This is a genomic window from Pseudomonas sp. NBRC 100443 (assembly GCF_030268185.1).
GTDB classification, from domain to species: domain Bacteria; phylum Pseudomonadota; class Gammaproteobacteria; order Pseudomonadales; family Pseudomonadaceae; genus Pseudomonas; species Pseudomonas citronellolis.
Genome location: NZ_BSQE01000022.1, coordinates 52,215 through 77,294, shown reverse-complemented (window position 1 = coordinate 77,294; position 25,080 = coordinate 52,215). Strand labels below are relative to the sequence as shown.

General features: G+C 68.9%; 21 protein-coding genes and 1 pseudogene. 6 read left to right on the top strand and 16 right to left on the bottom strand.

All coding sequences use genetic code 11. The features are described from left to right. Positions 1 to 250 precede the first annotated feature (250 nt). The 3 genes and pseudogenes from QSJ95_RS33055 to QSJ95_RS25170 all read left to right on the top strand — a co-directional run. Positions 251 to 760 (top strand): annotated as a pseudogene (locus QSJ95_RS33055) (methyl-accepting chemotaxis protein); the annotation flags it as partial. Between the two features lie 410 nt (positions 761 to 1,170). Next, positions 1,171 to 2,313: an NAD(P)/FAD-dependent oxidoreductase gene (locus QSJ95_RS25175; RefSeq protein ID WP_285646073.1), complete on the top strand. Its 1,143-nt coding sequence runs from the start codon at positions 1,171 to 1,173 to the stop codon at positions 2,311 to 2,313. A 630-nt stretch (positions 2,314 to 2,943) separates the two neighbouring features. Then, positions 2,944 to 3,174, top strand: coding sequence for a hypothetical protein (locus QSJ95_RS25170; protein WP_009616111.1), 231 nt, complete (start codon positions 2,944 to 2,946; stop codon positions 3,172 to 3,174). 328 nt (positions 3,175 to 3,502) lie between these two features. Here QSJ95_RS25170 and moaA read toward each other — a convergent pair whose 3' ends face one another. The 8 genes from moaA to QSJ95_RS25130 form a co-directional block, all read right to left on the bottom strand. Continuing rightward, the gene (moaA, locus tag QSJ95_RS25165; protein ID WP_285646072.1) at positions 3,503 to 4,492 is read right to left on the bottom strand and encodes a GTP 3',8-cyclase MoaA; all 990 of its coding nucleotides are present in this window, start codon (positions 4,490 to 4,492) and stop codon (positions 3,503 to 3,505) included. Positions 4,493 to 4,592: 100 nt separating this feature from the next. Then, positions 4,593 to 5,411: a peptidylprolyl isomerase gene (locus QSJ95_RS25160; protein ID WP_285646070.1), complete on the bottom strand. Its 819-nt coding sequence runs from the start codon at positions 5,409 to 5,411 to the stop codon at positions 4,593 to 4,595. Between the two features lie 65 nt (positions 5,412 to 5,476). After that, entirely contained in the window at positions 5,477 to 6,163 is a 687-nt protein-coding gene (narI, locus tag QSJ95_RS25155; RefSeq protein ID WP_009616108.1) for a respiratory nitrate reductase subunit gamma, read from the bottom strand. Positions 6,164 to 6,165: 2 nt separating this feature from the next. Next, complete coding sequence (narJ, locus tag QSJ95_RS25150; protein ID WP_285646147.1) at positions 6,166 to 6,897, bottom strand: nitrate reductase molybdenum cofactor assembly chaperone; 732 nt, start codon at positions 6,895 to 6,897, stop codon at positions 6,166 to 6,168. A 17-nt stretch (positions 6,898 to 6,914) separates the two neighbouring features. Further along, complete coding sequence (narH, locus tag QSJ95_RS25145) at positions 6,915 to 8,450, bottom strand: nitrate reductase subunit beta (RefSeq protein ID WP_043273090.1); 1,536 nt, start codon at positions 8,448 to 8,450, stop codon at positions 6,915 to 6,917. A gap of 11 nt (positions 8,451 to 8,461) precedes the next feature. After that, complete coding sequence (locus tag QSJ95_RS25140; protein WP_009616105.1) at positions 8,462 to 12,241, bottom strand: nitrate reductase subunit alpha; 3,780 nt, start codon at positions 12,239 to 12,241, stop codon at positions 8,462 to 8,464. Positions 12,242 to 12,304: 63 nt separating this feature from the next. Continuing rightward, positions 12,305 to 13,711, bottom strand: a complete 1,407-nt coding sequence (locus tag QSJ95_RS25135) for a NarK family nitrate/nitrite MFS transporter (RefSeq protein WP_058072771.1) — start codon at positions 13,709 to 13,711, stop codon at positions 12,305 to 12,307. A 12-nt stretch (positions 13,712 to 13,723) separates the two neighbouring features. Next, positions 13,724 to 15,025, bottom strand: coding sequence for a nitrate/nitrite transporter (locus tag QSJ95_RS25130; RefSeq protein ID WP_009616103.1), 1,302 nt, complete (start codon positions 15,023 to 15,025; stop codon positions 13,724 to 13,726). Between the two features lie 173 nt (positions 15,026 to 15,198). Here QSJ95_RS25130 and QSJ95_RS25125 point away from each other — a divergent pair, with 173 nt between their 5' ends. The 3 genes from QSJ95_RS25125 (at position 15,199) to QSJ95_RS25115 (ending at position 18,884) form a co-directional block, all read left to right on the top strand. Next, entirely contained in the window at positions 15,199 to 17,061 is a 1,863-nt protein-coding gene (locus tag QSJ95_RS25125; protein ID WP_285646063.1) for a histidine kinase, read from the top strand. Continuing rightward, the gene (gene narL / locus QSJ95_RS25120) at positions 17,058 to 17,711 is read left to right on the top strand and encodes a two-component system response regulator NarL (protein ID WP_009616101.1); all 654 of its coding nucleotides are present in this window, start codon (positions 17,058 to 17,060) and stop codon (positions 17,709 to 17,711) included. The genes QSJ95_RS25125 and narL overlap by 4 nt, the downstream gene beginning before the upstream one ends. An 804-nt stretch (positions 17,712 to 18,515) precedes the next feature. Next, complete coding sequence (locus tag QSJ95_RS25115; RefSeq protein WP_009616100.1) at positions 18,516 to 18,884, top strand: putative zinc-binding protein; 369 nt, start codon at positions 18,516 to 18,518, stop codon at positions 18,882 to 18,884. An 8-nt stretch (positions 18,885 to 18,892) separates the two neighbouring features. Here the strand turns inward: QSJ95_RS25115 and ubiT are convergent, their stop codons facing one another. The 8 genes from ubiT to moaC form a co-directional block, all read right to left on the bottom strand. Further along, the gene (gene ubiT / locus QSJ95_RS25110; protein WP_285646057.1) at positions 18,893 to 19,369 is read right to left on the bottom strand and encodes a ubiquinone anaerobic biosynthesis accessory factor UbiT; all 477 of its coding nucleotides are present in this window, start codon (positions 19,367 to 19,369) and stop codon (positions 18,893 to 18,895) included. After that, positions 19,363 to 20,253 carry a U32 family peptidase gene (locus QSJ95_RS25105; protein ID WP_043315940.1) on the bottom strand — a complete coding sequence of 297 codons (891 nt, stop codon included), beginning with the start codon at positions 20,251 to 20,253 and terminating at the stop codon, positions 19,363 to 19,365. Before QSJ95_RS25105 ends, ubiT begins: the two co-directional genes overlap by 7 nt. Positions 20,254 to 20,264: 11 nt before the next feature. Next, positions 20,265 to 21,260 carry a ubiquinone anaerobic biosynthesis protein UbiU gene (gene ubiU, locus QSJ95_RS25100; RefSeq protein ID WP_116422864.1) on the bottom strand — a complete coding sequence of 332 codons (996 nt, stop codon included), beginning with the start codon at positions 21,258 to 21,260 and terminating at the stop codon, positions 20,265 to 20,267. A gap of 59 nt (positions 21,261 to 21,319) precedes the next feature. Further along, positions 21,320 to 22,555 carry a molybdopterin molybdotransferase MoeA gene (locus QSJ95_RS25095; protein ID WP_285646049.1) on the bottom strand — a complete coding sequence of 412 codons (1,236 nt, stop codon included), beginning with the start codon at positions 22,553 to 22,555 and terminating at the stop codon, positions 21,320 to 21,322. Further along, entirely contained in the window at positions 22,552 to 23,124 is a 573-nt protein-coding gene (gene moaB, locus QSJ95_RS25090; RefSeq protein ID WP_285646046.1) for a molybdenum cofactor biosynthesis protein B, read from the bottom strand. The genes QSJ95_RS25095 and moaB overlap by 4 nt, the downstream gene beginning before the upstream one ends. A gap of 83 nt (positions 23,125 to 23,207) precedes the next feature. Continuing rightward, a complete protein-coding gene (moaE, locus tag QSJ95_RS25085; RefSeq protein ID WP_009616094.1) occupies positions 23,208 to 23,660 on the bottom strand; it encodes a molybdopterin synthase catalytic subunit MoaE in 453 nt (150 codons plus the stop codon). Between the two features lie 4 nt (positions 23,661 to 23,664). Then, the gene (locus QSJ95_RS25080) at positions 23,665 to 23,913 is read right to left on the bottom strand and encodes a MoaD/ThiS family protein (protein WP_009616093.1); all 249 of its coding nucleotides are present in this window, start codon (positions 23,911 to 23,913) and stop codon (positions 23,665 to 23,667) included. Then, positions 23,910 to 24,386 carry a cyclic pyranopterin monophosphate synthase MoaC gene (gene moaC, locus QSJ95_RS25075; protein WP_009616092.1) on the bottom strand — a complete coding sequence of 159 codons (477 nt, stop codon included), beginning with the start codon at positions 24,384 to 24,386 and terminating at the stop codon, positions 23,910 to 23,912. The genes QSJ95_RS25080 and moaC overlap by 4 nt, the downstream gene beginning before the upstream one ends. Positions 24,387 to 25,080 lie beyond the last annotated feature (694 nt).

Sequence of the window (25,080 nt, the reverse complement as noted above, 5' to 3'; positions counted from 1 at the left end):
CCACCTGGACCAGCAGCAGGAAGCCCTGGAGATGGTGGTCAGCGCCGTCGACCAGATGGCCGCCACCGTGCAGGAAATCGCCGGCAGCGCCAGCCGCAGCGCCGACGGCAGCGCCGCCGCGCGCGAGGCCTTCGTCACCATGCAGGACACCCTGCAGCGCATGATCGGCCGCCAGGACCAGCTGCTCGCCGGCCTGCGCGACGCCGACCGGGTGGTGCAGGCCCTGGCCGGCGACAGCCAGCAGATCAACTCGGTGCTGGAGGTGATCCGCTCGATCGCCGAGCAGACCAACCTGCTGGCCCTGAACGCCGCCATCGAAGCCGCCCGCGCCGGCGATGCCGGCCGCGGCTTCGCCGTGGTGGCCGACGAAGTGCGCAGCCTGGCCCAGCGCACCCGCAGCGCCACCGACGAGATCGTCACCATAGTCGGCACCCTCGGCGACTCCTCCACCCAGGCCCAGGCCAGCATGGGCGGCGCCAGCGAACAGGCGCGCACTCTGGAGCACGACACCCAGGCGGTGCTGGACTCCCTCGGCGCCCTCGACGAATCCCTGCAGGGCGTGCACGCCATGGCCTTCCAGATCGCCGCGGCGGCCGAACAGCAGGCGGCCACCACCCAGGAAGTGAACCAGCACATGCACCGCCTGAGCGACATGACTGCGGAAAACCGCAAGACCGCCGCGCACACCCGCGACTGCGGAGAGCATCTGCGCAAGGTGGCTGGGAGCCAGGAGGCGTTGGTGGCGCAGTTTCAGCTCTAGCACTCACCGGAAACGTCGGCGGCTTAGTTCAACGCCTTTCCCTCTCCCTAACCCTCTCCCTGAAGGGAGAGGGGACCGTTGGGCAGACGCTGGTGCTCTGGAGTTAGCCGGCAACACCGAAGGTTTCCGGCTGAAACCATTCGTTCTCTCGGCACGGACAAGCCCCCTCTCCCTTCAGGGAGAGGGCTGGGGAGAGGGAGCGGACTCAACCCGAAACACAACCACCACCGTCAAGCACCATTCGCGAGCAAGCCCACTCCTACAGGCTGACGCCGAACCCCGCCAGAGCCCTCCATCCTTGCCGCCCCCACCCCCAAAATTCCAGAATGGAAAAATCATCCATCCCGGAGCCCCGGCATGCCCATCACCCTTCCCCCGCCCGCTGCTACCCGCCTGACGCGGAGACGTCCATGACCGAGGTCGACTTCCTGATCATCGGCGCCGGTATCGCCGGCGCTTCCACCGGCTACTTCCTCGCGCCCCACGGCAAGGTCGCCGTGCTCGAACGCGAATCCCACGCCGGCTACCACTCCACCGGCCGCTCGGCGGCGCTGTATACCGTGGCCTACGGCACGCCCCAGGTACGCGCCCTGACCGCCGCCAGCCGGGCCTTCTTCGACGCCCCGCCGGAGGGCTTCGCCGAGCACCCGATCCTCAGCCCGCGCGGCGAGTTGATCGTGGACTTCGCCGGCGACGCCGAGGAACTGCGCCGCCAGTTCGACAGCGCCCGCGCCAATGTGCCGGAGATGCGCCTGCTGGACGCCGACGAGGCCTGCGCCATGGTCCCGGTGCTGCGCCGCGACAAGGTCCACGGCGCGATGTACGACCCCAGCGCCGCCGACATCGACACCGACGCCCTGCTGCAGGGCTACCTGCGCGGCATCCGCCGCAACGGCGGCAGCGTGCAGTTCGACAGCGAGGTGCTCGCCGCGGCCTATATCGACGGCCAATGGGAAGTGCGCACGGCCCAGCAGAGTTACCGCGCCCCCGTGCTGGTCAACGCCGCCGGCGCCTGGTGCGACAAGCTGGCCGAACTCGCCGGCGTCGCCCCACTGGGCCTGCAGCCCAAGCGCCGCGCGGCCTTTCTCTTCGCTCCGGGCGAAGGCGTGGACAGCCACGCCTGGCCGGTGCTGGTGAGCCTGGACGAGTCCTTCTACTTCAAGCCTGACGCCGGCCTGCTGCTCGGCTCGCCGGCCAACGCCGACGCGGTGGAGCCCCACGACGTGCAGCCCGAGGAGCTGGACATCGCCCTGGGCATCCACCGCATCGAGGAGCACACCACGCTCAGCATTCGCCGCCCCAGCCACACCTGGGCCGGGCTGCGCTCGTTCTTCGCCGACGGCGAGCTGGTGTCCGGCTACGATCCGCAGGCGCCCGGTTTCTACTGGGTGGCCGGCCAGGGCGGCTACGGCATCCAGACCTCGGCGGCCATGGGCCAGGCCAGCGCAGCGCTGATCCGCGCCGACGAGTTGCCCGAGGTGCTGGTGCGCCATGGGCTGAGTGCGGACGGGTTGGCTCCGGCGCGGCTAAAGCCAAGGTCAAGCGGCGGATAACCGCGAACGGTTATCCGCCCTACGCCGCACCAGCCGTGGCATTCCCCCGCGCGCGATTCGCGGGCAGGGCCCGCTCCTACAAGTTGACGCCAGACTTCCCGCCGACGCCGAGCGGCTCCCTCTCCCTCTGGGAGAGGGTTGGGGTGAGGGAACGGAGGCAACCTGATACACAGCCACCGCCGGCAAGCACCGTTCGCGGGCAGGGCCCGCTCCTACAAGTTGACGCCAGACTTCCCGCCCACGCCGAACGGCCCCCTCTCCCTTCAGGGAGAGGGCTGGGGAGAGGGGACGGAGTCAACCTGACACACAGCCACCGCCGGCAAGCACTGTTCGCGAGCAAGCTCGCTCCTACAGGTTGACGCCGAACTTCTCGCCGACGCCGAGCGGCCCCCTCTCCCTTTGGGAGAGGGCTGGGGTGAGGGAGCGGAGCCAGCCTGGCACACACAGCCACCGGCAAGCACCGTACGCGAGCACGCGAAGACAGCCCCTTCCGCGTGACCATGTCCGCGCACACAGGACGTTTCCCACCGTCCGGCGCGCCCATCCCGAATGGCCCGCCTGCGCGGTGGCCGGGAGAATGCGGGTCGGCCCATCCCGGGCCGATCCCTTTCCTGCTTGCGAGAAACAGCCATGAACGATCTGAAAGTACTCAACGAAAACGAAATCGACCAGGTAGCCGGCGGCTTCCTCTTCGGCATGCTGGGCGACCTGTTCGGCACTTCCGGCTCGCAGTCCGGCGGCCTGCTGGGCGGTGTGTTCAACGTGCTGCAGAACCTACCGATCGTTGGTGGCCTGTTCGGCCTGGTCAACAGCATCTTCGGCGGCCTGTTCGGCGGCGGCTCCTCCAGCAACCCGCGCTGAACGCCAGGCGGCGGATAACGCCGCCGCACTCTCTTTCGCCCCGGACGGACTACCCCCTACGAGGGATGTCAGTGCCCCGGCGCTGGCCTAGTCTGACTTGCAACGACAGCCATATGGAGGGACCGCCAGACGAGATGATCTGCCTTTCCAACCACGGTTATCCGGCGCAGACATGCGCCCAGGCCCCAGCGAACCGCTCATTTCGCCGGGGCCTTTTCTTTGGGAACGGAAAAGCACGACCGCAGGATGGGTTGAGCTTGCGATACCCATCTGGCCGGGGTGATGGATCGCTTCGCTCAACCCATCCTACGAAGGGGCGTTCTTTAGATCAGCCGCCGCTGAGGTTCATGAAGCGCAGCACCTGCACTTCGCCACCGGTGCTGAATTCGTGGCGGGCGGGCTTGCGTTGCAGGGCGGCGTGCAGGGCGTCGAGGATCGGCGCGTCGTCCAGCGGGTAGCGGCGCAGCAGGCCGCGCAGGTCCACGGAGTGCTCGTGGCCCAGGCACAGCAGCAGGCGGCCTTCGGCGGTGAGGCGCAGGCGGTTGCAGGTGGCGCAGAAGTTGTGCGAGTGCGGCGAGATGAAGCCGATGCGCGTGCGCGGGTGTTGCGCCAGGCGCACGTAGCGCGCCGGGCCGCCGCTGTGTTCGGCGCTGTCCAGCAGTTCGAAGCGCTCGGCGATCAGCGCGCGTACCTCGTCGCTGGAGCAGAAGCTCTCCTCGCGGTCGCGGCCGACCTGGCCCAGGGGCATTTCCTCGATGAAGCTGATGTCCAGTTCGTTGGCGATGGCGTAGTCCACCAGCGCCGGCACCTCGTCGGCGTTGCGGCCCTTCATCACCACGCAGTTGAGCTTGATCCCGGAAAAGCCCACCTCCCGCGCCGCGTCTATGCCGCGCAGCACCTGGTCGAGGCGGCCGGTGCGGGTGATGGCCTGGAAGCGCTGCGGGTCCAGGGTGTCGAGGCTGATGTTCAGGCGCGTCAGGCCCGCTGCGCGCAGGTCGCCGGCCAGGCGGACGAGTTGCGAGCCGTTGCTGGTCATGCACAGTTCGCGCAGGCCGGGCAGCGCGGCCAGGCGTTCGCACAGGCCGACGATGCCGGGGCGCACCAGCGGCTCGCCGCCGGTGAGGCGCAGCTTGCGCACGCCGCGCTCGACGAACAGCCGGGCGACGCGCTCGATCTCTTCCAGGGTCAGCACCTGCTGGCGTGGCAGGAAGCGCATGTTCTCGGCCATGCAGTAGACGCAGCGGAAGTCGCAGCGGTCGGTCACCGACAGGCGCAGGTAGTCGATCTTGCGGCCCTGGCCGTCGATCCAGTCGGACATGTGGGTGCTCCGGTTGATGCGTTGGCGAAGGCGGACGATCCGGCCCTCTCCCCAACCCTCTCCCTGAAGGGAGAGGGGGCTGTCCAGTGCGGCGGCTGCCTCACTGCACCAGCGGCGAGTCCGCGGCGTCGAAGGCGAAGCCTTCGATGTGCGCCTCGCCGGCCAGCACGGCGATGTACTGGCTGACCGCGCGCTGCAGCACCTGGGCGCGCAGGTAGGCGGCGATGCGCGGGCGGGCTTCGGCGAAGGGCAACGGTTCGCCGCCTTCGCGCGCCAGCAGTTCGACCACGTGCAGGCCGTAGCGGCTTTCCAGGGGCTGGGCCAGCAGGCCGGGGGTTTCCCGCAGCAGGCGTTTCTCGAATTCGGGCACGGTCTGGCCCGGCTCGATCCAGCCCAGGTCGCCGCCTTCGTCCTTCGACGGGCAGGCGGAGAAGCGCATGGCCTTTTCGGTGAAGCGCTCGGGGTGTTCGCGCAGCTCTTCCAGCAGGACCAGGGCCTGTTCGCGGGCCTTGGCGCGGCCTTCCAGGTCGTCCGGGGCGCAGGCCAGCAGGATGTGCCGCAGGCTCATGCGCCAGGGGCTGGTCAGGCGGCCGGGGTTGGCTTCATACCATTGCCGGCAGCTGGCTTCGTCAGCCTCGGGTGTGCCGACGTCACGGTCGACCAGGGCACGGATGCGGGCTTCCTCGGGCGCCTCGCCCTCCTCCGCCTCGGCGCTGATGCCCAGCGCGTCGGCGCGCTGCAGCAGCAGCTGGCGCACCACCAGCGCGCGGCAGGCGGCGTGCAGCGCCTCGGCGTGGCTGGTGGCCGGGTGGTACTGGAGTTCGCGGGCCAGTTCGTCGGCGTCGATGGCGATGCCGTTGACCGCCAGCTTCGGCAGCTCGACGTGTTCGACGCGGTTTTCGTAGTGGGAGCAGCTCATGGGGTTCACCTTCGGGCGGCGGATAACCGCGAACGGTTATCCGCCCAGTGGGTTGGCGCGACTGTTCAGGCCGCGCGGCTCTTCTGGCGGACCACCTGGTAGCGGCGGCCCAGGTACCACACCGGGGCGCTGACGATGTGCACCAGGCGGGTGAAGGGGAAGAGCACGAACAGCGTCAGGCCGAGCATCACGTGCAGCTTGTAGACCAGCGACACCGGGGCGATGGCCTCGGCCGCGGCCAGCGGCTGCAGGGTGACCACCGACTGCGCCCAGTCGGCCAGCATGACCATCACCGAGCCATCCAGGTGGTGGGTGGAGGCGACGATGGTGGACAGGCCGAGAATCAGCTGGGCGTAGAGCACCAGCAGGATCATCAGGTCCGAGGCGTTGCCGGTGGCGCGCACCCGGGCGTCGGTCAGGCGGCGCAGGATCAGCCCGGTCAGGCCGATGAAGCAGAGCACGCCGAAGAAGCCGCCGGAGACCATGGCCAGCAGTTGCTTGTGCTCGGTGCTGATCAGGTGCTCGTAGACCGCGTGCGGCGTCAGCAGGCCGACGAAGTGGCCGGCGAGGATGAACAGCACGCCCACGTGGAACAGGTTGCTGTACACGCGCATGCCTTTCTTGCTCAGCATCTGGCTGGAGCCGGCCTTCCAGGTGTATTGCGACAGGTCGAAGCGCGCCCAGCTGCCCACCAGGCAGATGAACAGGGCGACGTAGGGGTAGACCCCGAACAGCAGGGTATTGAACGACATGATCAGGCTCCTTGGCTGGCCACCCGGCGCGGCGGCACCGGCTGGGCGACCCATTGCAGGGGTTGTTCGAGGGCGCTGGAGGGCTGCCGCGGGTTCGACGGGCAGCCGGCGGCGGGTTCGCCGAAGCTCACCTGGGTTTCCTCCCAGGCCTTGTCCAGCGCCTCCAGGCTGTCGTCGCGAGCCTCCTGCTCGCAGTCGCGGTGCAGCTCGGCCAGGTCCGGGCGCTCGCCGGAGAGTTCCAGCAGGCCGTGGAACACCGCCGCGTAGGCGCTGCCGCGCTCGTCCAGGCGCGTCGCCAGCAGGGCGAGGATGTGCGCCACCTCGGCCAGGCCGACGCGCGCGCCCTCGGCGTCCTGCAGGGCGAGGAACTCCAGGTACAGCGGCAGGTAGTCCGGCAGCTCGTTGACGTGGATGGCCAGGCCCGCGGCGTTGTAGCGGTGCAGCAGGTCGACCATGGCCTGGCCGCGGTCGCGGCTCTCGCCGTGGACGTGCTCGAAGAGCAGCAGCGAGACCGAGCGGCCGCGTTCGAACAGGCCGTCGTAGCGCGCCTGCACGTCCAGCAGGTCGCCCTGGCAGAGTTCGTTGAGCAGCGCGGCGAGGCCGTCGCGCTGCGCTTCGGGCAGGTCGCTGGTGCGGATCAGCGCGTGCAGCGCCAGGCTTTCCTCGCGCACTTCCGGGCGCGGGTAGTCCAGCAGCAGCGCGCAGAGCTTGAGCAGTTGGCTGTGGCTTTCCAGGGAGATAGTCATGGCCTTCACTCCTGGATCTGCACGGTCTGGATGACGTTGCGGCGGTCCACCGGCTTGCCGCCGAACAGGTTCACGCCGGAGTTGCCCGAGCAGCCGCTGCCGAAGCTGAAGCCGCAGCCCGAGCGCTCGGCGAAGGCGTCGGAAAGCGCCTCCTCGCGGTGCGCGGTGGGGATGACGAAGCGGTCCTCGTAGTTGGCGATGGCCAGGTAGCGGTACATCTCTTCCACCTGTTGCACCGACAGCCCGACCTTGGCCAGCACGTCCAGGTCCTGCTTGCCTTCCACCTGCTCGGCGCGCTTGTAGGCGCGCATCGCCAGCAGGCGCTTGAGGGCGCGCAGCACCGGCGCGGTATCGCCGGCGGTGAGCAGGTTGGCCAGGTACTGCACGGGGATGCGCAGCGATTCGACGTCCGGGATCACCCCGTCGCTGCCGATGTGGCCCTCGGCGGCGGCGTTCTGGATCGGCGACAGCGGCGGCACGTACCAGACCATCGGCAGCGTGCGGTATTCCGGGTGCAGCGGCAGGGCCAGCTGCCAGTCCATGGCCAGCTTGTACACCGGCGACTTCTGCGCCGACTCGATGACGCTGTCCGGCACGCCGTCCTTGCGCGCCTGCTCGATCACTTTCGGGTCGAACGGGTCGAGGAAGATTTCCAGCTGCTTCTGGTACAGCTCGCGCTCGTCGGCGCAACTGGCCACTTCATGGATGCGGTCGGCGTCGTAGAGCAGCACGCCCAAGTAGCGGATGCGCCCCACGCAGGTTTCCGAGCACACGGTGGGCTGGCCGGCCTCGATGCGCGGGTAGCAGAAGATGCACTTCTCGGACTTGCCGCTCTTCCAGTTGAAGTAGATCTTCTTGTACGGGCAGCCGCTGATGCACATGCGCCAGCCGCGGCACTTGTCCTGGTCGATGAGGACGATGCCGTCCTCCTCGCGCTTGTAGATCGCCCCGCTCGGGCAGGACGCCACGCACGCCGGGTTCAGGCAGTGCTCGCACAGGCGCGGCAGGTACATCATGAAGGTGTTTTCGTACTCGCCGTAGATGTCCGCCTGGACCTGGTCGAAGTTCTTGTCCTTGCGCCGCTTGGCGAACTCGGTGCCGAGGATTTCCTCCCAGTTCGGGCCCCATTCGATCTTCTGCATGCGCTGCCCGCTGATCAGCGAGCGCGGCCGCGCCACCGGCTGGTGCTGCGCCTTGGGCGCGGTGTGCAGGTGCTGGTAGTCGAAGTCGAAGGGTTCGTAGTAGTCGTCGATCTCCGGCAGGTCGGGGTTGGCGAAGATGTTCGCCAGCACCCGGAACTTGCCGCCGATGCGCGGGACGATGGAGCCGTCGGCGTTGCGCACCCAGCCGCCCTTCCACTTCTGCTGGTTCTCCCACTCCTTCGGGTAGCCGATGCCGGGCTTGGTCTCGACGTTGTTGAACCAGGCGTATTCCATGCCTTCGCGGCTGGTCCAGACGTTCTTGCAGGTGATGGAGCAGGTGTGGCAGCCGATGCATTTGTCGAGGTTCAGCACCATGCCGACTTGCGAACGAATTTTCATGGCGTCTCTCCTCAAATGTCCCGGGGCAGCGGCTGCGGCAGGGCGTCGCCGCCCAGGCCGCCATGTTCCGGCTCGTCGAGCCAGTCGACCTTGTTCATCTTGCGCACCACCACGAACTCGTCGCGGTTGCAGCCCACGGTGCCGTAGTAGTTGAAGCCCCAGGCCTGCTGGGCGTAGCCGCCGATCATGTGGGTGGGCTTGAGCACCACGCGGGTCACCGAGTTGTGGTGGCCGCCGCGGGTCTTGGTGGTCTCGCTGCCGGGCACGTTCACGATGCGTTCCTGGGCGTGGTACATCAGCACCATGCCGTCCTTCACCCGCTGGCTGACCACCGCGCGGCAGGTGGCGGCGCCGTTGGCGTTGAAGACTTCGACCCAGTCGTTGTCCTCGATGCCGGCGCGCTTGGCGTCATGCTCGCTGAGCCAGATGATCGGCCCGCCGCGCGACAGGGTGAGCATCAGCAGGTTGTCGCTGTAGGTGGAGTGGATGCCCCATTTCTGGTGCGGGGTGATCCAGTTCAGGGTGATCTCCGGGTTGCCGTTGGGCTTCTTGTTGAACAGCTTGTCGGTGCTGCGGGTGTTGACCGGCGGCCGGTAGCTGACGAAGCCTTCGCCGAAGGCCTGCATCCACGGGTGGTCCTGGTAGAACTGCTGGCGGCCGGTGATGGTGCGCCACGGGATCAGTTCGTGGACGTTGGTGTAGCAGGCGTTGTAGCTCACGTGCTCGTCTTCCAGGCCCGACCAGGTGGGGCTGGAGATGATCTTGCGCGGCTGCGCCTGGATGTCGCGGAAGCGGATCTTCTCCTCTTCCTTGGGCAGCGCCAGGTGCTCGTGCTCGCGCCCGGTGATCTTGGCCAGCGCGTTCCACGCCTTCACCGCCACCTGGCCGTTGGTTTCCGGGGCCAGGGCGAGGATCACCTCGGCGGCGTCGATGGCGCTCTCGATGCGCGGCCGGCCCTGGCTGACGCCCGGCTCCAGCACGCGGTGGTTGAGATCGCCCACCAGTTTCACTTCCTTCTCGGTGTTCCAGCCGATGCCCTTGCCGCCGTTGCCCAGCTTGTCCAGCAGCGGGCCGAGGGAGGTGAACTTCTTGTAGGTGTTCGGGTAGTCGCGCTCGACCACATGCAGGGTGGGCATGGTTTTACCCGGCAGCGCTTCGCACTCGCCTTTCTTCCAGTCACTGCCGCCGAAGGGCTGGGCCAGTTCGTTGGCGGTGTCGTGCAGCAGCGGCACGGTGACCAGGTCCTGCTCCACACCCAGGTGGCCGACGGCGACCTCGGAGAACTTCTTCGCGATGGCCTTGTAGATCTCCCAGTCGCTCTTGGCCTCCCAGGCCGGGTCGATGGCGGCCGACAGCGGGTGGATGAAGGGGTGCATGTCGGAGGTGTTGAGGTCGTCCTTCTCGTACCAGGTGGCCGTCGGCAGGACGATGTCCGAGTACATGCAGGTGGAGGACATGCGGAAGTCCAGGGTGGTGACCAGGTCGACCTTGCCTTCGGCGCCCTGCTCCACCCAGTCCACCTCGGTGGGACGCGGGCCGCCGGCCTTGCCGAGGTCTTCGTTCATCACGCCGTTCTTGGCGCCCAGCAGGTACTTGAGCATGTACTCGTGGCCCTTGCCCGAGCTGCCCAGCAGGTTGGAGCGCCAGATGAACATGTTGCGCGGGAAGTTCTGCGCGTCGTCCGGCTTCTCGCTGGCGAAGCGCAGGTTGCCGGCCTTGAGCTCGCGCACCACGTAGTCCTGCACCGGCAGCCCGGCGCGCTCGGCGTCGGCGGCGATGCGCAGCGGGTTGCGGTCCAGCTGCGGCGCGGAGGGCAGCCAGCCCATGCGCTCGGCGCGGATGTTGTAGTCCACCGCGTGCTCGGGGAACTGCTTGCTGTCGGCCAGGGGCGAGAGCACTTCGTGCATCGACAGCTTTTCATGGCGCCACTGCGAGCTGTGCAGGTAGAAGAAGCTGGTGCCGTTCATCTGCCGCGGCGGGCGGCTCCAGTCGGTGCCGAAGGCCAGCGGTACCCAGCCGGTCTGCGGACGCAGCTTCTCCTGGCCGACGTAGTGGGCCCAGCCGCCGCCGCTCTGGCCGATGCAGCCGCACATCATCAGCATGTTGATGACCGCGCGGTAGTTCATGTCCATGTGGTACCAGTGGTTCATCGCCGCGCCGATGATGACCATGGCCTTGCCGTGGGTCTTGTCGGCGCTGTCGGCGAACTCGCGGGCCACCTGGATGGCGCGGGCGGCCGGCACGCCGGTGATGCGTTCCTGCCAGGCCGGGGTGTAGGGGGTGTCGGCGTCGTCGAAACCGCGGGCCACGTTGGCGCCGCCCAGGCCGCGGTCGACGCTGTAGTTGGCCATCTGCAGGTCGTAGACGGTGGCCACGCGCAGGGTTTTGCCGTCGGCGCCCTGGATGTCGCGGAAGGGCACGCGGCGCAGCAGCACCTCGTCGTTGTCCACGCCCTTGAAGTGCGGGTGCAGCTGGCCGGCGAAGTACGGGAAGCCCACCTCGCAGGCGTGTTCCGGGCCGTCGATCAGGCTCAGGCTCAGGCGCGTCTCGCGGCCCTGGCCGCCTTCCTTCTCCTCGATGTTCCACTTGCCCGACTCGCCCCAGCGGTAGCCGATGGCGCCGGTGGGCGAGACCAGCTCGCCGCTGGTTTCATCGAAGGCGATGGTCTTCCACTCGGGGTTGTTGTCCTGGCCCAGCTGGCCGTCGAGGTCGGCGGCGCGCAGGTAGCGGGTCGGCTTGAAGGCGCCCTCGCCATGCGGCTCCAGCAGCACCAGCATGGGCATGTCGGTGTACTGCCGGCAGTAGTCGACGAAGTAGGCGCGCGGCTTGTCGAGGTGGAATTCCTTGAGGATGACGTGACCGAAGGCCATGCCCAGCGCGGCGTCGGTGCCCTGCTTGGGGTTGAGCCAGAGGTCGGTGAGCTTGGCCACCTCGGAGTAGTCCGGGGTCACGGACACGGTCTTGGTGCCCTTGTAGCGCACCTCGGTGAAGAAGTGCGCGTCGGGGGTCCGCGTCTGCGGCACGTTGGAGCCCCAGGCGATGATGTAGCTGGAGTTGTACCAGTCGGCCGACTCCGGCACGTCGGTCTGCTCGCCCCAGATCTGCGGGCTGGCCGGCGGCAGGTCGCAGTACCAGTCGTAGAAGCTCAGGCACACCCCGCCGATCAGCGACAGGTAGCGGGCGCCTGCGGCGTAGCTGACCATGGACATGGCCGGGATCGGCGAGAAGCCGATGACGCGGTCGGGGCCGTAGGTCTTCACGGTGTAGACGTTGGCCGCGGCGATGATCTCGGTGACCTCGTCCCAGCTGGAGCGCACAAAGCCGCCCAGGCCGCGCTCGCTCTTGTAGCTTTTCGCCTTGGCGGCGTCCTCGACGATGCTCGCCCAGGCGTCCACCGCGTCCTTGTGCGCGGCGCGCGCCTCGCGCCACAGCTTGAGCAGCGGCTTGCGCACCTTGGGGTACTTCAGGCGGTTGGCGCTGTAGATGTACCAGGAGTAGCTGGCCCCGCGCGGGCAGCCGCGCGGCTCGTGGTTGGGCAGGTCCGGGCGGGTGCGCGGGTAGTCGGTCTGCTGGGTTTCCCAGGTGATCAGGCCGTTCTTCACGTAGATCTTCCAGGAGCAGGAACCGGTGCAGTTCACCCCGTGGGTGGAGCGCACGATCTTGTCGTGCTGCCAGCGCTGGCGGTAGCCGTTCTCCCAGGCGCGGCTCTCGTTGGAGACCTCGCCATGGCCGTCGGCGAATTCGCCCTGTTTCTTCTTGAAGAACTGCAGGCGGTCGAGCAGGTAACTCATCTGTATCTCCTAACCCGGTCTACGCCGGGCGTTCAAACGCTAATCAGGCTCGCGAAACGGGGCTCAGCAGGGGCTTTCCGCACCCTTGCGCGCATACCACCACCAGGTCGCGACGATGCAGCTGAGGTAGTAGGCGACGAACACGTAGAGGGCGCCCTCGGCGCTGCCGGTCATGTGCAGCGAGGTGCCGAAGGCCTTGGGGATGAAGAAGCCGCCGAAGGCGCCGATGGCGGCGGAGAAGCCGATCACCGCGGCCGACTCCATACTGGCGTTCCGGGCCGCCTCGGCCTCGCTGTAGCCGCCGCGCTTGAAGCGCGCGGCCCACTCGTTGCGGAAGATCACCGGGATCATGCGGAAGGTGGAGCCGTTGCCGATGCCGGCGAAGAAGAACAGGCCGATGAAGGCGCCGAGGAAGCCGAAGAAGCTGCCCGCGCCACCGTCGCCGGGGAGGAAGGCGATCACCGCGAACACCCCGGCGATCATCGCCGCGTAGTTCCACAGGGTGATGCGCGCGCCGCCGAACTTGTCCGCCAGCCAGCCGCCCAGGGGCCGGCTCAGAGCGCCCACCAGCGGGCCGAGGAAGGCGTACTGCAGCGGGTTGATGTCCGGGAACTGCGTCTTGCTGAGCATGGCGAAGCCGGCCGAGAAGCCGATGAAGCTGCCGAAGGTGGCCACGTACAGCCAGCACATCAGCCAATTGTGCTTGCGCTTGAAGATCACCGATTGCTCGCTGAACGAGGCCTTGGCGTCGGCGATGTCGTTCATGCCGAACCAGGCGGCGACGGCCACCACGGCGATGAACGGCACCCAGATCCAGCCGGCGTTCTGCAGCCACAGGCGGCCGCCATCGGAAAGCTGCTGCGGCTCGCCGCCGAAGCTGCCGAACAGGCCGCCGGCCACCGCCAGGGGCACGGCGAACTGCATCACCGAGACGCCCAGGTTGCCCAGCCCGGCGTTCAGGCCCAGGGCCGTGCCCTGCTGGCTCTTGGGATAGAAGAAGCTGATGTTGGACATGCTGGAGGCGAAGTTGCCGCCGCCGAAGCCGCACAGCAGGGCGATGGTGGCGAACACCCAGTAGGGCGTCTGCGGATCCTGCACGGCGAAGCCCAGCCAGATGCACGGGATCAGCAGCGAGGCGGTGGACAGCGCGGTCCAGCGGCGGCCGCCGAACACCGGCACCATGAAGGAGTAGAACACCCGCAGGGTGGCGCCGGAGATCGACGGCAGCGCGGCCAGCAGGAACAGCTGGTCGTTGCTGAAGGCGAAGCCCACGGCGTTCAGGCGCACGGTGACGGTGCTCCAGATCATCCACACGGAGAAGGCCAGCAGCAGCGCCGGGATGGAAATCCACAGGTTGCGCGTGGCAATGCGCTTGCCGGACTGCGCCCAGAACTGCGAGTCCTCGGGGCGCCAGTCGACCAGCAGGGGCCCCCGCGCGGCTTTGAGTTGGGAATTGGCGATCATGCCCATGTCGGCACTCCGTCAGGATTGGCTGGAAGTCAGAGGGGAAAGGTCGACGTCGGCCGTCTGGGCCCGGCCGTCGAGGCGGCGCTGCTGCTTGATCGCGTAGTGCATCCAGACCATGCAGACGATGGTCAGGCCGAACAGCAGCATGAAGCAGGAGGAACGCACGCCGATGTGGTCGGCGGCATAGCCGAACAGGATGGGCAGGCAGAAGCCACCGAGGCCGCCGATGACGCCGACCATGCCGCCGACGGTGCCCATGTTCTGCGGGTAGTAGTCGTGGATGATGCGGTACACGCTGGCCTTGCCGAAGCCCTGGGCGATGCCGACCACGAACACCAGGAAGGTGAACAGCCAGACGTTCAGGCCCACGCCCAGGCTGAGGTCGCCCTGGATGCCGTGGATGGTCATGGTGGTCTGCGGGTAGGACAGGAAGAACAGGCACACCAGGCACACCCAGAACACGCCCCAGTTCACCGCGCGGGCGCCGTAGCTGTCGCTGAACCAGCCGCCCAGGGCGCGGATCAGGCCCGACGGCAGGGTGAACAGCATGGTGATGAAGGAGGCGGTCTTCAGGTCCAGGCCGTACTCGGCGATGTAGTACTTGGGCAGCCACAGGGCCAGGGCGACGAAGCCGCCGAAGACGAAGAAGTAGTACAGGCCGAAGCGCCACACCCGCAGCTCGGCCAGCGGCGCCAGCTGCTTGGCCAGGGTCGGCCGGGCGCGGCTGGCGTCGGCCTCGCCGCCCTTGGCGTGGGCCGGGTCGTTCCAGGTGCAGAACCAGAACAGCGCCGCGGTCACCAGCATGGCCACCGAGTACACCTGCGGCACCATGCGCCAGCCGAAGGCGACCACGATCAGCGGCGCCACCAGGTTGGTGATGGCTGCGCCCGCGTTACCGGCGCCGAAGATGCCCATGGCGGTGCCCTGGCGCTCCTTCTCGAACCAGGCCGAGGTGTAGGCGATGCCCACCGCGAAGGAGCCGCCGGCCAGGCCGACGAACAGGCCCAGCACCAGGTACTGCCAGTACTGCGTGGCGAAGGCCAGGCCGTAGATGGGGATGGCCACCAGCAGCATGTGGATGAAGAACACGATGCGCCCGCCGAAGCGGTCGGTGATCAACCCCAGGGGCAGACGCACCAGCGAACCGGTGAGGATCGGCAGCGCCACCAGCAGGCCGAACTGCGCCTCGGACAGGCCCAGTTCCGCCTTGATGCGGATACCGATGATCGAGAACATCGTCCAGACCGCGAAATTCACGGCGAACGCCAGTGTGCTCATGCCGAGCACGGAGTACTGTTTCTGTCGATGCGATGCCATGGCCAACACTCATTCGTCGATGCCGTTGGCCGCACGTTAGGCAGAGCCCATTTCGCGTCCGTTGACCGCGATCAATGAGCCCGGGGCCGTTTCATGGGCAGATGTGCGCCGCTACCTACAAATGGGTATCGTCGAAATGCATGCACAACACTTTGATTTAAAAGGTTTTTTCAATGAATACAGGCACTCGTTCGGAGCCTGATGCGGCCGACCGGTTCTTTGGAGGTATGGCCCCCGCCAGCCGCCAGACCCTGCGCCGCTCCATCGTCCTGCGCTTCGGCTGCTACCTCACCCTGCTGGTGTCCCTGGCCCTGGCCGGCATGTTCAGCGCCCTGCTGTTCGCCGACTACTCGCACCAGGACGCGGCGGTGATCAACCAGGCCGGCTCGCTGCGCATGCTCAGCTATCGCCTGGCCCTGGAGCCCTCGGCGGAAGGCCGCCAGGCGCTGCGCCGGACCCTCGGCGAACGCCTGGAAAGCAGCGAGATCGCGCGCCTGCTGCAACGCGCCGACACCGACGACCCGCTGCGCCACCAGCACCAGCTGCTGCGCCTGGAACTGGCCAGCCTGGACGTCGCCCAGACCCCGGCCCTGGCCACCCTCGACACCCTGGTCGGGCACATCGACGCCTTCGTCGGCACCCTGCAGCGCAACGCCGAGCAGCGCTCGCAGATGCTCAGCACGGTGCAGGGCCTGTGCCTGTTCCTCAGCCTGCTGGTGGTGTTCGTCAGCCTCTACGACCTCAGCTACCACGTGGTCGGCCCGCTGCGCGAGCTGACGCAGACCGCCCGCCGCCTGGGCCGCGGCCAGCTGGAGGCGCGCGTCAGCTACAGCGGCGAGGACGAGCTGAGCCAGCTGGGCGAGCGCTTCAACCAGATGGCCGAGGAGCTGCAGGGCATCTACGGCGAGCTGGAAGCGCGGGTGGCGGACAAGACCCGTGCCCTCTCCCACAGCCACCAGCGCCTGGAACTGCTCTACGCCAGCGCCCGCCGCCTCGGCCAAAACCCCTACGACGAACGCAGCCTGCGGCCGCTGCTGGGCCAGCTGGAGCAGGTGCTGCAGGCCGGCAAGGTGACCCTCTGCCTGAACAAGGACGGCGTCGAGCGCGCCTACAACTCGCTGACCCCCAGCGGCGCCATCGCCGACTTCTGCCTGCAGGGCGACTGCGGCACCTGCCGCACCCGGGCCGACAGCTGTGGCGAGGGCGGTGGCCTGCAACCACTGCTGATGTTCCCCCTGGCCAGCGGCGAACACCGTTTCGGCGAGCTGTTCGTGGAAGCCAGCGGGCGCCTGGAAGACTGGCAGGCGCAATGCATCGCGGCCTTCTGCGACAACATCGCCCGCACCTTCGCCCTGACCCTGCAGCAGGAGCAGGAAAGCCGCCTGGCGCTGTTCGCCGAGCGCAGCACCATCGCCCGCGAGCTGCACGACTCGCTGGCGCAGTCGCTGTCGTACCTGAAGATCCAGGTCAGCCGCCTGGGCACCCTGCTCAAGCGCGAGGCGCCGGCGCAGAAGATCGACGAGACACTGGACGAGCTGCGCGAGGGCCTCAACAGCGCCTACCGCCAGCTGCGCGAGCTGCTCACCACCTTCCGCCTGAGCCTGGAGCGCTCCAGCCTGGCGGTGGCGCTGGAGGACACGGTGCGCGAGTTCGCCGAGCGCGGCGAGCTGACCATCGAGCTGGACAACCGCCTGGCGCACATCCCACTCAACCCCAACGACGAAATCCACCTGCTGCAGATCGTCCGCGAGGCGCTGTCCAACGTGGTCCGCCATGCCCACGCCGACTGCGCGCGGGTGGTGCTGGCCGAGGGCGAGGACGGCCAGGTGCTGGTCAGCATCGAGGACGATGGCGTGGGCCTTGACCCAACGCAGAACCGCAACGGCCACTATGGGCTTAGTATCATGCGCGAACGCAGCCAGACCCTCGGCGCCGACTTCCACATCGCCCCGCGCGAGCCGCGCGGCACCCGCGTCAGCCTGAGCTTCCAGCCACACCCCCTGTCCCAACGTCAGCGCGAGGAGTCCACCCCATGACCGCCAGCCCCACCGACGATCGAGCCCGCATCCTGCTGGTGGACGACCACCCGATGATGCGCCGCGGGGTGATCCAGCTGCTGGAGTTCGAGGACGACCTCAGCGTGGTCGGCGAGGCCGGCAGCGGCGAGGAAGCCCTGCGCCTGGCCGCCGAGCTGGACCCGGACATGATCCTGCTGGACCTCAACATGAAGGGCATGAACGGCCTGGAAACCCTGCGCGCGCTGCGCGAGAACGGGGTGGACGCGCGCATCGTGGTGTTCACCGTGTCCGACGACCGCGGCGACGTGATCAGCGTGCTGCGCGCCGGCGCCGACGGCTACCTGCTCAAGGACATGGAGCCCGAGCGCCTGCTGGAGCACATCCGCCAGGCCGCCACCGGCCAGCTCAGCGTCAGCCCGCAACTGACCCAGGTGCTGGCCCAGGCCCTGCGCGGCGACGAACACCCCAAGCGCCTGGAAGACCTGACCGACCGCGAACGGCAGATCCTCCGCCAACTCGCCCAGGGCTTCAGCAACAAGATGATCGCCCGCAAGCTGGACATCACCGAAGGCACGGTGAAAGTCCACGTCAAGCGCGTGCTGCACAAGCTGGGCATGCGCTCGCGGGTGGAAGCGGCGGTATGGGCGGTGGAGAACCGGTTGGGTTGAAACCAGGACCGGACCGGCGCGATTCGCGGATAAGATCCGCTACGCAACCCCCGTCTACGCCATTCCCCTGTAGGAGCGCGCCCTGCGCGCGATTCGCGGGCAGGGCCCGCTCCTACAATTGGCGTATAACCGCGAACGGTTATACGCCCTACGCTCCCGGGAAGCACGGTCGTAGGAGCAACTGTCTTGCGCCGAGGTGCTCTTCGTAGGATGGGTTGAGCTTGCGATACCCATGCTGCCGTGGTGATGGGCATCGCTTCGCTCAACGCCATCCTACGAAAAGCCGTGCTTCCTGGCACCGTAGGACCTTGTCCGCGATGGCCGGACGTCCCGGCGCGATTCGCGGATAAGATCCGCTCCTACGCAACCCCACCCACTCCATTCCCTTGTAGGAGCGCGCCCTGCGCGCGATTCGCGGGCAGGGCCCGCTCCTACAGGTTACCGGGAGGTACGGTATTCCTCCTCCGTAGGAGCGGACCTTGTCCGCGATAGCCGGATGCCCCGGCGCGATTCGCGGATAAGATCCGCTCCTACGCCGCCCCACCCACGCCATTCCCATGTAGGAGCGCGCCCTGCGCGCGATTCGCGGGCGGGGCCCGCCCCTACAGGTTGCCGGGAGGTACGGTATTCCTCCTCCGTAGGAGCGGACCTTGTCCGCGATAACCGGACATACCGGCGCGATCCAGGGCCCCATGTAAAACCCTCATACCTCCACAGGAGTAGCCGTCAGCACGAATTGACGCAGGTCATGTCGCCGCGCCTGGCCGCCGCCGGACACTGCGCACTCACTGCGCGGAGGTCGCCATGCACCCGAAGTCCCAGTTGCCCCTCGTGTATTCCTGTTCCGGCTGTTCCAACCTGGCCCAGTTGGCCAACGACCTGGCCCTGCGCCTGGACCGCGACGGCCTGGCGGAGATGTCCTGCATCGCCGGCGTCGGCGGCGACGTGCCGCCGCTGGTGAAGAAGGCCTGCTCCGGCCGGCCGATCCTCGCCCTGGACGGCTGCCACCTGCACTGCGTGCGCGGCTGCCTGGCGCGCCATGGGGTGATCCCGGCGCACGCGCTCACCCTCACCGACTACGGGCTGCGCAAACGCTACGGCGAAAGCAGTTCGCTCGACGATTTCGAGATGCTCTACGAGGAACTGCAGTTCCTCCTGCTCAGCAGCGCCTGAGCATCGCCTCAGGCCTGCTGCGCCTGCACGCTGCGGGCGGCGCGCTGCAGGCCGCTCCACAGCCAGGGCGGCAGGCTGTCGGGGTCGAGGCTGTCGATCAGGTTCTTCAGCGCCAGACCCAGTTCGGTGTCGCCCTCGATCACCAGGCGGCGACGGAAGAACAGGGTGTCGGGGTCCTCCTGGCGCCCGGCCAGCAGCAGGAAGTCGCGCCAGCCGCCGCGGATGGTCACGCTGGGCACCGGGCCTTCCGCCAGGTGCAGGCCGTTGCGGCCGCGGGTGAGGTTCCAGCCCAGGCCCAGGTCGCTCACCTCCAGGCGCAGCCAGTGGCCCTCCAGCAGGTCGAAGTCCCCAGCCGCCAGGGGCGCGGCGAACAGGCGGTTGGCGGCGCGTTGCAGCACCGCCCGCTGCAGCGGCGCGGGCACCCGCGCGGCCAGCGGCAACAGGCGTTCGGCGGCGCGCAGGGCGCCGGATTCGAGATTCAGCACAGGTTCACCTCATCGCTGCGCAACATGCCGGGGCGGCCATGCCAGTAACCGTTGCAACCTTCCACCGCCAGCGGCGGCGCGGCGCCGCGGCGCACCCGGTCGAAGGCCTGGACCACTTCCACCATGCCCTGCGCCCGCGGACTCAGGCGCAGCATGTCGGCGCCGCAGTCGCGCAGCGAGGCGTAGTCGGCCAGCAGGTTGCCCGGCTCGCCGGACATCGTCTGGATGCCGTTGAGGGTGAACAGCGGCGCGCCTTCCTGGCTGAGCATCGACATCCCCTCCGGGTAGTTCTGGCAGCAGAACTGGCAGTCGTCCTTGGGCCGGTTCTCCGCGCGGGCGGTGAAGCAGCGCGCGGAGTACGCCAGGGGCAGGTGGCCGTAGGCGAACACCTCGGTTTCCAGGTCCTCCAGGCCCAGCTCCCGGGCCTGCTCCAGCACCGCCAGCACCTGCTCGCCGGAGCATTCCACCGGCGGCACCCAGCGGCGCAGGCCGCAGCCGTGCAGTTCGGCCAGGGCATGGCCGTTGTACAGGTTCAGCGCCGGGCCGCCGACGAATTCCACGCCCAGGCCATGCAGTATCTGCACCGCGCCCATGTCGTTGGCCTCCACCCGCAGTTCGCCGTTGCCGCACAGCCGGCGCAGCGCCGACAGCTCGGAGGCCGCCTCGATCAGCGCCAGCCCCGAGAGGAGGATTTCCGCCCCGCTCTGCTGCGCCAGCTCGCGGCCCAGGCCCAGCCAGTCGTCCAGCGACAGGGCGCGGCGCTTGGAGCACACGGTCTCGCCGAGGTAGATGGCGTCCAGCGGCTGTTCGGCCATCTGCGCGTAGAAGTCCAGGAGTGTCCGGCGGTCCCAGTAGAACAGCACCGGCCCCAGGCTGAGTTTCATCAGGCTTTACCTCACTGCCAGGAACGATGGTAGGCGCCCAGGGTGGTCTGGTGGCCTTCGGAAAGTTTCTCCAGCGCGGCCTGCCACTGCGCCTGCGGCTGGTAGCGCTCCGGCGCGCGGCGCCAGCTGTCCAGCGCCTGGCGCCAGACGCGGGTGACCTGCTCGACGTAGGCCGGGCTGCGCTGGCGGCCCTCGATCTTCACCGCCGCCACGCCGATCTGCGCCAGCTGTGGGATGAGGTCGATGGTATTGAGGCTGGTGGGCTCCTCCAGGGCGTGGAAGCGCTGGCCGTCGACCACGAAGCGGCCCTTGCAGAGAGTCGGGTAGCCGGCCGGCTCGCCCGGCGCGTAGCGGTCGATCAGCACTTCGTTCAGGCGCGAGGTCAGCCCCTCGGGCTCCTCGCTCCAGCGCACCGCCTTGGCCGGCGAGCAGACGCCGCAAAGGTTCGGCGACTCGCCGGTGACGTACGAGGACAGGTGGCAGCGCCCCTCGGCCATGATGCACAGGCTGCCGAAGGCGAAGACTTCCACCGGCACCGGGCTGTTCGCCGCCACCTGGCGCACCTGGGCCAGCGACAGCACCCGCGGCAGCACCGCGCGGCGGATGCCGTAGCGCTCGTGGTAGAAGGCCAGCGCCGCGACGTTGGTCGCCGAGCCCTGCACCGACAGATGCAACGCCAGCTTCGGATGGCGCCGCGCGGCATAGCCGAGCACCGCGCAGTCGGCGGCGATCAGCGCGTCCACGCCCAGTTCGGCGGCGTGGTCCACCGCCCGCTGCCAGCGCGGCCAGCCGGCGGCGCCGGGGTAGGTGTTGACCGCCAGGTAGAGTTGCCGGCCGGCCGCACGGATCAGCCCCAGGCCCTCCTGCAGCTGGCGGTCGTCGAGATTCAGCCCGGCGAAGTGGCGGGCGTTGGTGTCGTCGCGGAAACCCACGTAGATGGCGTCGGCGCCTTCGCGCAGCGCCGACTTGAGGGCGGGCAGGCTGCCCGCCGGACATACCAGTTGCATGCTTCCCCCTTGCATGGAACGGCCGCCGCGCCTCGGCGAGGCCGGCGGCCAGGCTGACGTCAGCCGTACAGTTCGCTGAACGGCAGGTAGGCCACGGGCTCGCCGGCGGCGAGGGTGCGCCCCGCCTCCACCACCGCCAGGCCGTCGGCCCAGCTGGCGGCCAGCAGCATGGCCGAGCCCTGCTGCGGGTGGATTTCCACCCGGCTGGCGCCGCTGGCGTCGGTCGCCAGGCGCGCCCGCAGGTACTGGCGGCGCTTGTTCGGCTGCGGCCAGGCGAAGGCCGCCGGCAGGTTCAGCGGCGCCAGCGCGGTCTCGGCCAGCCCCTGGGCGCGGCGCAGGAAGGGCCGCGCCGCCACCAGGGCGGTGACCAGCGCCGCCGCCGGGTTGCCCGGCAGGCCCAGCCAGGGCTTGCCGGCCACGCTGCCGAAGGCCAGCGGCTTGCCCGGCTGCATCGCCAGGCGCCACAGGTGCAGTTCGCCGAGGGCGCCGACCGCCTGCTTGAGATGGTCGCGCTCGCCCACCGAGACGCCGCCGCTGCTGATCAGCACGTCGCATTCGGCGGCGGCTAGTTCCAGGGCGTCGCGGCTGGCGGCCAGGGTGTCGACCAGCACTTCGTATTCCTGTACGTCCAGGCCCCATTGGCGCAACAGGGCGCCGAGGCTGAAGCGGTTGGCGTTGTAGATCTGCCCCGGCGCCAGCGTTTGGCCGGGCTCGCGCAGCTCGTCGCCGCTGCTCAGCAGGCACACGCGCAGGCGCCGGTACACCGGCACCCGGGCCTGGCCCACGGCGGCCAGCAGGCCCAGCTCCTGGGGCCGCAGGCGGAGTCCGGCACGCAACAGCGGCGCGCCCTGGCGCAGCTCCTCGCCGCGGCGGCGCACATGGCTGCCCAGCGCGACCGCCGGCAACCACACGCGGTCGCCCTCGGCCCGGCAATCCTCCTGGGCCACCACGCTGTCGGCCCCCGGCGGCAAGGGCGCGCCGGTGAAAATGCGTACAGCGCAACCCGCCGGCAACGCCTGGTCGCCCGACTCGCCGGCAGCGATGCAGCCGGCCAGCGCCAGGCTGCCGCCGCCCGCCGGCACGTCGGCCGCGCGCAGGGCGTAGCCGTCCATCGCGCTGTTGTCCCAGTGCGGCAGGTCGCAGGGGGCTGCCAGGTCGCTGGCCAGCACCCGGCCGAGGGCATCGGCCAGGGCCACGGATTCCACCGCCGGCGGCGCCGGGGCGCGCGCCAGCAGCTCGGCCAGGGCCTCGTCCACCGGTTTCAGGCCGTGGCCGTCACAGCCGCAGCCGCTCATGACCGGCTGCCGCAGGCACAGGCGCCGCCGCCGCAGCCACCCTCGGGCCTGGGCGGGGTCTTCAGGTGCGGCACGAAGCTGCACGGCCGGGTGCGGCTGTCCAGCTGCGCGGCGAGGATTTCCCGCCAGGCGGTGCGGCAGGCGCCGGGCGAGCCGGGCAGGCAGCAGACCAGGGTGCCGTTGGTGACGCCGGCCAGGGCCCGCGACTGGATGCTGGAGGTGCCGATCTCGCCCAGGGAGACCTGGCGGAAGAGTTCGCCGAAGCCCTCGACGCGCCGCTCCAGCAGCGGCTCGACGGCCTGCGGGGTGTTGTCGCGGGCGGTGAAGCCGGTGCCGCCGGTGATCAGCCCGACCTGGATGCGTGGGTCGGCGATCCAGGCGCAGACCACCGCGCGAATCTGGTGGATGTCGTCCACCACCAGGCGCCGCTCGGCCAGCACGTGGCCGGCCTCGCGCAGGGCGTCGGCCAGGGTCTGGCCGGAATCGTCGGTTTGCAGGGTGCGGGTGTCGCTGACGGTCAGCACGGCGATCTGCAGGCTCTGGAAGTCCTGCGTGGCCAGGTGGCTCATGGCTGCCTCCGGGGAAGGATGAGACTGCGGCCAGCCTGCGCCTCGGCGGCTGGCCTGCCCATTCCTCGGAAGAGGTAGCGCGACTATTTGTCCCAGCGCTGCGCCGCGGCCTGGTCGCTGCAGCGGCCTTCCACCCAGCGCGGGCCTTCGGCGGTGTCTTCCTTCTTCCAGAAGGGCGCGCGGGTCTTGAGGTAGTCCATGACGAAGTTGCAGGCGTCGAACGCCGCCTGGCGGTGGGCGCTGGCGGTGCCGACGAAGACGATGGGCTCGCCCGGCTCCAGGCGGCCGATGCGGTGGAGGATCTCCAGGCGCAGCAGCGGCCAGCGCTCCCGGGCCTGCCCGGCGATCTTCTCCAGGGCCCTCTCGGTCATGCCCGGGTAGTGTTCGAGGAACATGCCGCCGACCTCGCGGCCGTCGTTGAAGTCACGCACGTAGCCGACGAAGCCGACCACCGCGCCGATGCCGACGTTGGCGGCATGCAGCGCGTTGACCTCGGCGCCGGGGTCGAAGGGGCTTTCCTGGACGCGCACGGCCATGGCCTCAGCCTCCGGTGACGGTGGGGAAGAAGGCCACCTCGTCGCCATCGGCGAGGGGCTCGTCGAGGGCGCACAACTCCTGGTTGCGCGCACACATCAGGTTCTGCTCGGCCAGCACCTGCCAGGCGCCGCCGCGTTGCAGCAGGTGTTCGCGCAGGCCGTCGACGCTGGCGAAGGCCTCGCTCCAGCCCAGCTGCTCGCCGTCCAGGCCGAGGGCCTCGCGGTAACGGGCGAAGTATTGCACGCGGATCATCGGCCCTCCTCCGCACGGTAGTGGCCGCTCTTGCCGCCGAGCTTCTCCAGCAGGCGCACGCCCTCGATGGTCATGCCCTTGTCCACGGCCTTGCACATGTCGTAGATGGTCAGCGCGGCGACGCTGGCGGCGGTCAGCGCCTCCATCTCCACGCCGGTCTGCCCGGCCAGCTTGCAGCGCGCCTCGATGCGCACGGCGTCCTCGCCGTCGGCCTGCAGCTCGACCTTGACGCTGGTGAGCAGCAGCGGATGGCACAGCGGGATGAGTTCATGGGTGCGCTTGGCCGCCTGGATGCCGGCGATGCGCGCCACGGCGAAGACGTCGCCCTTGGGATGGCCGCCGTCCTGGATCAGGCGCAGGGTTTCCGGGCGCATGCGCACCCGCGCTTCGGCCACGGCTTCACGGGAGGTCACCGCCTTGTCGGTGACGTCGACCATGTTGGCGCGGCCCTGGGAATCGAGATGGGTGAGCAAGGAAAGTCTCCGGGTAGAACGAGCGATGGCAACCAGTGTACGCCCTGGATGGGCCGTGGGGGGCCTGGCGAGAGGTGAAAAAGGAGGGGGGATTGTATACAAAAAGAGGTAGGGCGGGTCCAGGTCGGACGCTGGAATGGTGGCGGAGTCCGTCACCCTCACCCCAACCCTCTCCCAGAGGGAGAGGGGGCTGTCCGGAGCGCACGGAAAGCCCGTGGCTCCCTGCACCTGTAGGAGCGAGCTTGCTCGCGAACAGGAGCTGCCGGCTGACTGCATGGCCTCTCGTTCTGCCCAACGGTCCCCTCTCCCGCTTGCGGGGGAGGGTTAGGGAGGGGGTGCGGAGTCCAGGCCAAACGCTGGAGTGGCGGCGAAGTCCGTAACCCTCTCCCCAGCCCTCTCCCTGAAGGGAGAGGGGGCCGTCCGTGCCGGCTGGGAGAGCGGCTTTAGCCGGAAATTACGGTGGGGCCGGCTGACTGCGTGGCCCCTCGTTCTGCCCAACGGTCCCCTCTCCCGCTTGCGGGGGAGGGTTAGGGTGGGGGTGCGGAGTCCAGGCCAAACGCTGGAGTGGCGGCGAAGTCCGTAACCCTCTCCCCAGCCCTCTCCCTGAAGGGAGAGGGGGCCGTCCGTGCCGGCTGGGAGAGCGGCTTTAGCCGGAAATTACGGTGGGGCCGGCTGACTGCATGGCCCCTCGTTC

What these genes read in the sequence shown, in the direction of transcription:
- QSJ95_RS25175 (WP_285646073.1), top strand. Translation starts at nt 1,171, where the DNA reads ATGACCGAGGTCGACTTCCTGATCATCGGCGCCGGTATCGCCGGCGCT.
- QSJ95_RS25170 (WP_009616111.1), top strand. Translation starts at nt 2,944, where the DNA reads ATGAACGATCTGAAAGTACTCAACGAAAACGAAATCGACCAGGTAGCC.
- moaA (WP_285646072.1), bottom strand. Translation starts at nt 4,492, where the DNA reads ATGTCCGACTGGATCGACGGCCAGGGCCGCAAGATCGACTACCTGCGC.
- QSJ95_RS25160 (WP_285646070.1), bottom strand. Translation starts at nt 5,411, where the DNA reads ATGAGCTGCTCCCACTACGAAAACCGCGTCGAACACGTCGAGCTGCCG.
- narI (WP_009616108.1), bottom strand. Translation starts at nt 6,163, where the DNA reads ATGTCGTTCAATACCCTGCTGTTCGGGGTCTACCCCTACGTCGCCCTG.
- narH (WP_043273090.1), bottom strand. Translation starts at nt 8,450, where the DNA reads ATGAAAATTCGTTCGCAAGTCGGCATGGTGCTGAACCTCGACAAATGC.
- QSJ95_RS25140 (WP_009616105.1), bottom strand. Translation starts at nt 12,241, where the DNA reads ATGAGTTACCTGCTCGACCGCCTGCAGTTCTTCAAGAAGAAACAGGGC.
- QSJ95_RS25135 (WP_058072771.1), bottom strand. Translation starts at nt 13,711, where the DNA reads ATGGGCATGATCGCCAATTCCCAACTCAAAGCCGCGCGGGGGCCCCTG.
- QSJ95_RS25130 (WP_009616103.1), bottom strand. Translation starts at nt 15,025, where the DNA reads ATGGCATCGCATCGACAGAAACAGTACTCCGTGCTCGGCATGAGCACA.
- QSJ95_RS25125 (WP_285646063.1), top strand. Translation starts at nt 15,199, where the DNA reads ATGAATACAGGCACTCGTTCGGAGCCTGATGCGGCCGACCGGTTCTTT.
- narL (WP_009616101.1), top strand. Translation starts at nt 17,058, where the DNA reads ATGACCGCCAGCCCCACCGACGATCGAGCCCGCATCCTGCTGGTGGAC.
- QSJ95_RS25115 (WP_009616100.1), top strand. Translation starts at nt 18,516, where the DNA reads ATGCACCCGAAGTCCCAGTTGCCCCTCGTGTATTCCTGTTCCGGCTGT.
- QSJ95_RS25105 (WP_043315940.1), bottom strand. Translation starts at nt 20,253, where the DNA reads ATGAAACTCAGCCTGGGGCCGGTGCTGTTCTACTGGGACCGCCGGACA.
- ubiU (WP_116422864.1), bottom strand. Translation starts at nt 21,260, where the DNA reads ATGCAACTGGTATGTCCGGCGGGCAGCCTGCCCGCCCTCAAGTCGGCG.
- QSJ95_RS25095 (WP_285646049.1), bottom strand. Translation starts at nt 22,555, where the DNA reads ATGAGCGGCTGCGGCTGTGACGGCCACGGCCTGAAACCGGTGGACGAG.
- moaB (WP_285646046.1), bottom strand. Translation starts at nt 23,124, where the DNA reads ATGAGCCACCTGGCCACGCAGGACTTCCAGAGCCTGCAGATCGCCGTG.
- moaE (WP_009616094.1), bottom strand. Translation starts at nt 23,660, where the DNA reads ATGGCCGTGCGCGTCCAGGAAAGCCCCTTCGACCCCGGCGCCGAGGTC.
- QSJ95_RS25080 (WP_009616093.1), bottom strand. Translation starts at nt 23,913, where the DNA reads ATGATCCGCGTGCAATACTTCGCCCGTTACCGCGAGGCCCTCGGCCTG.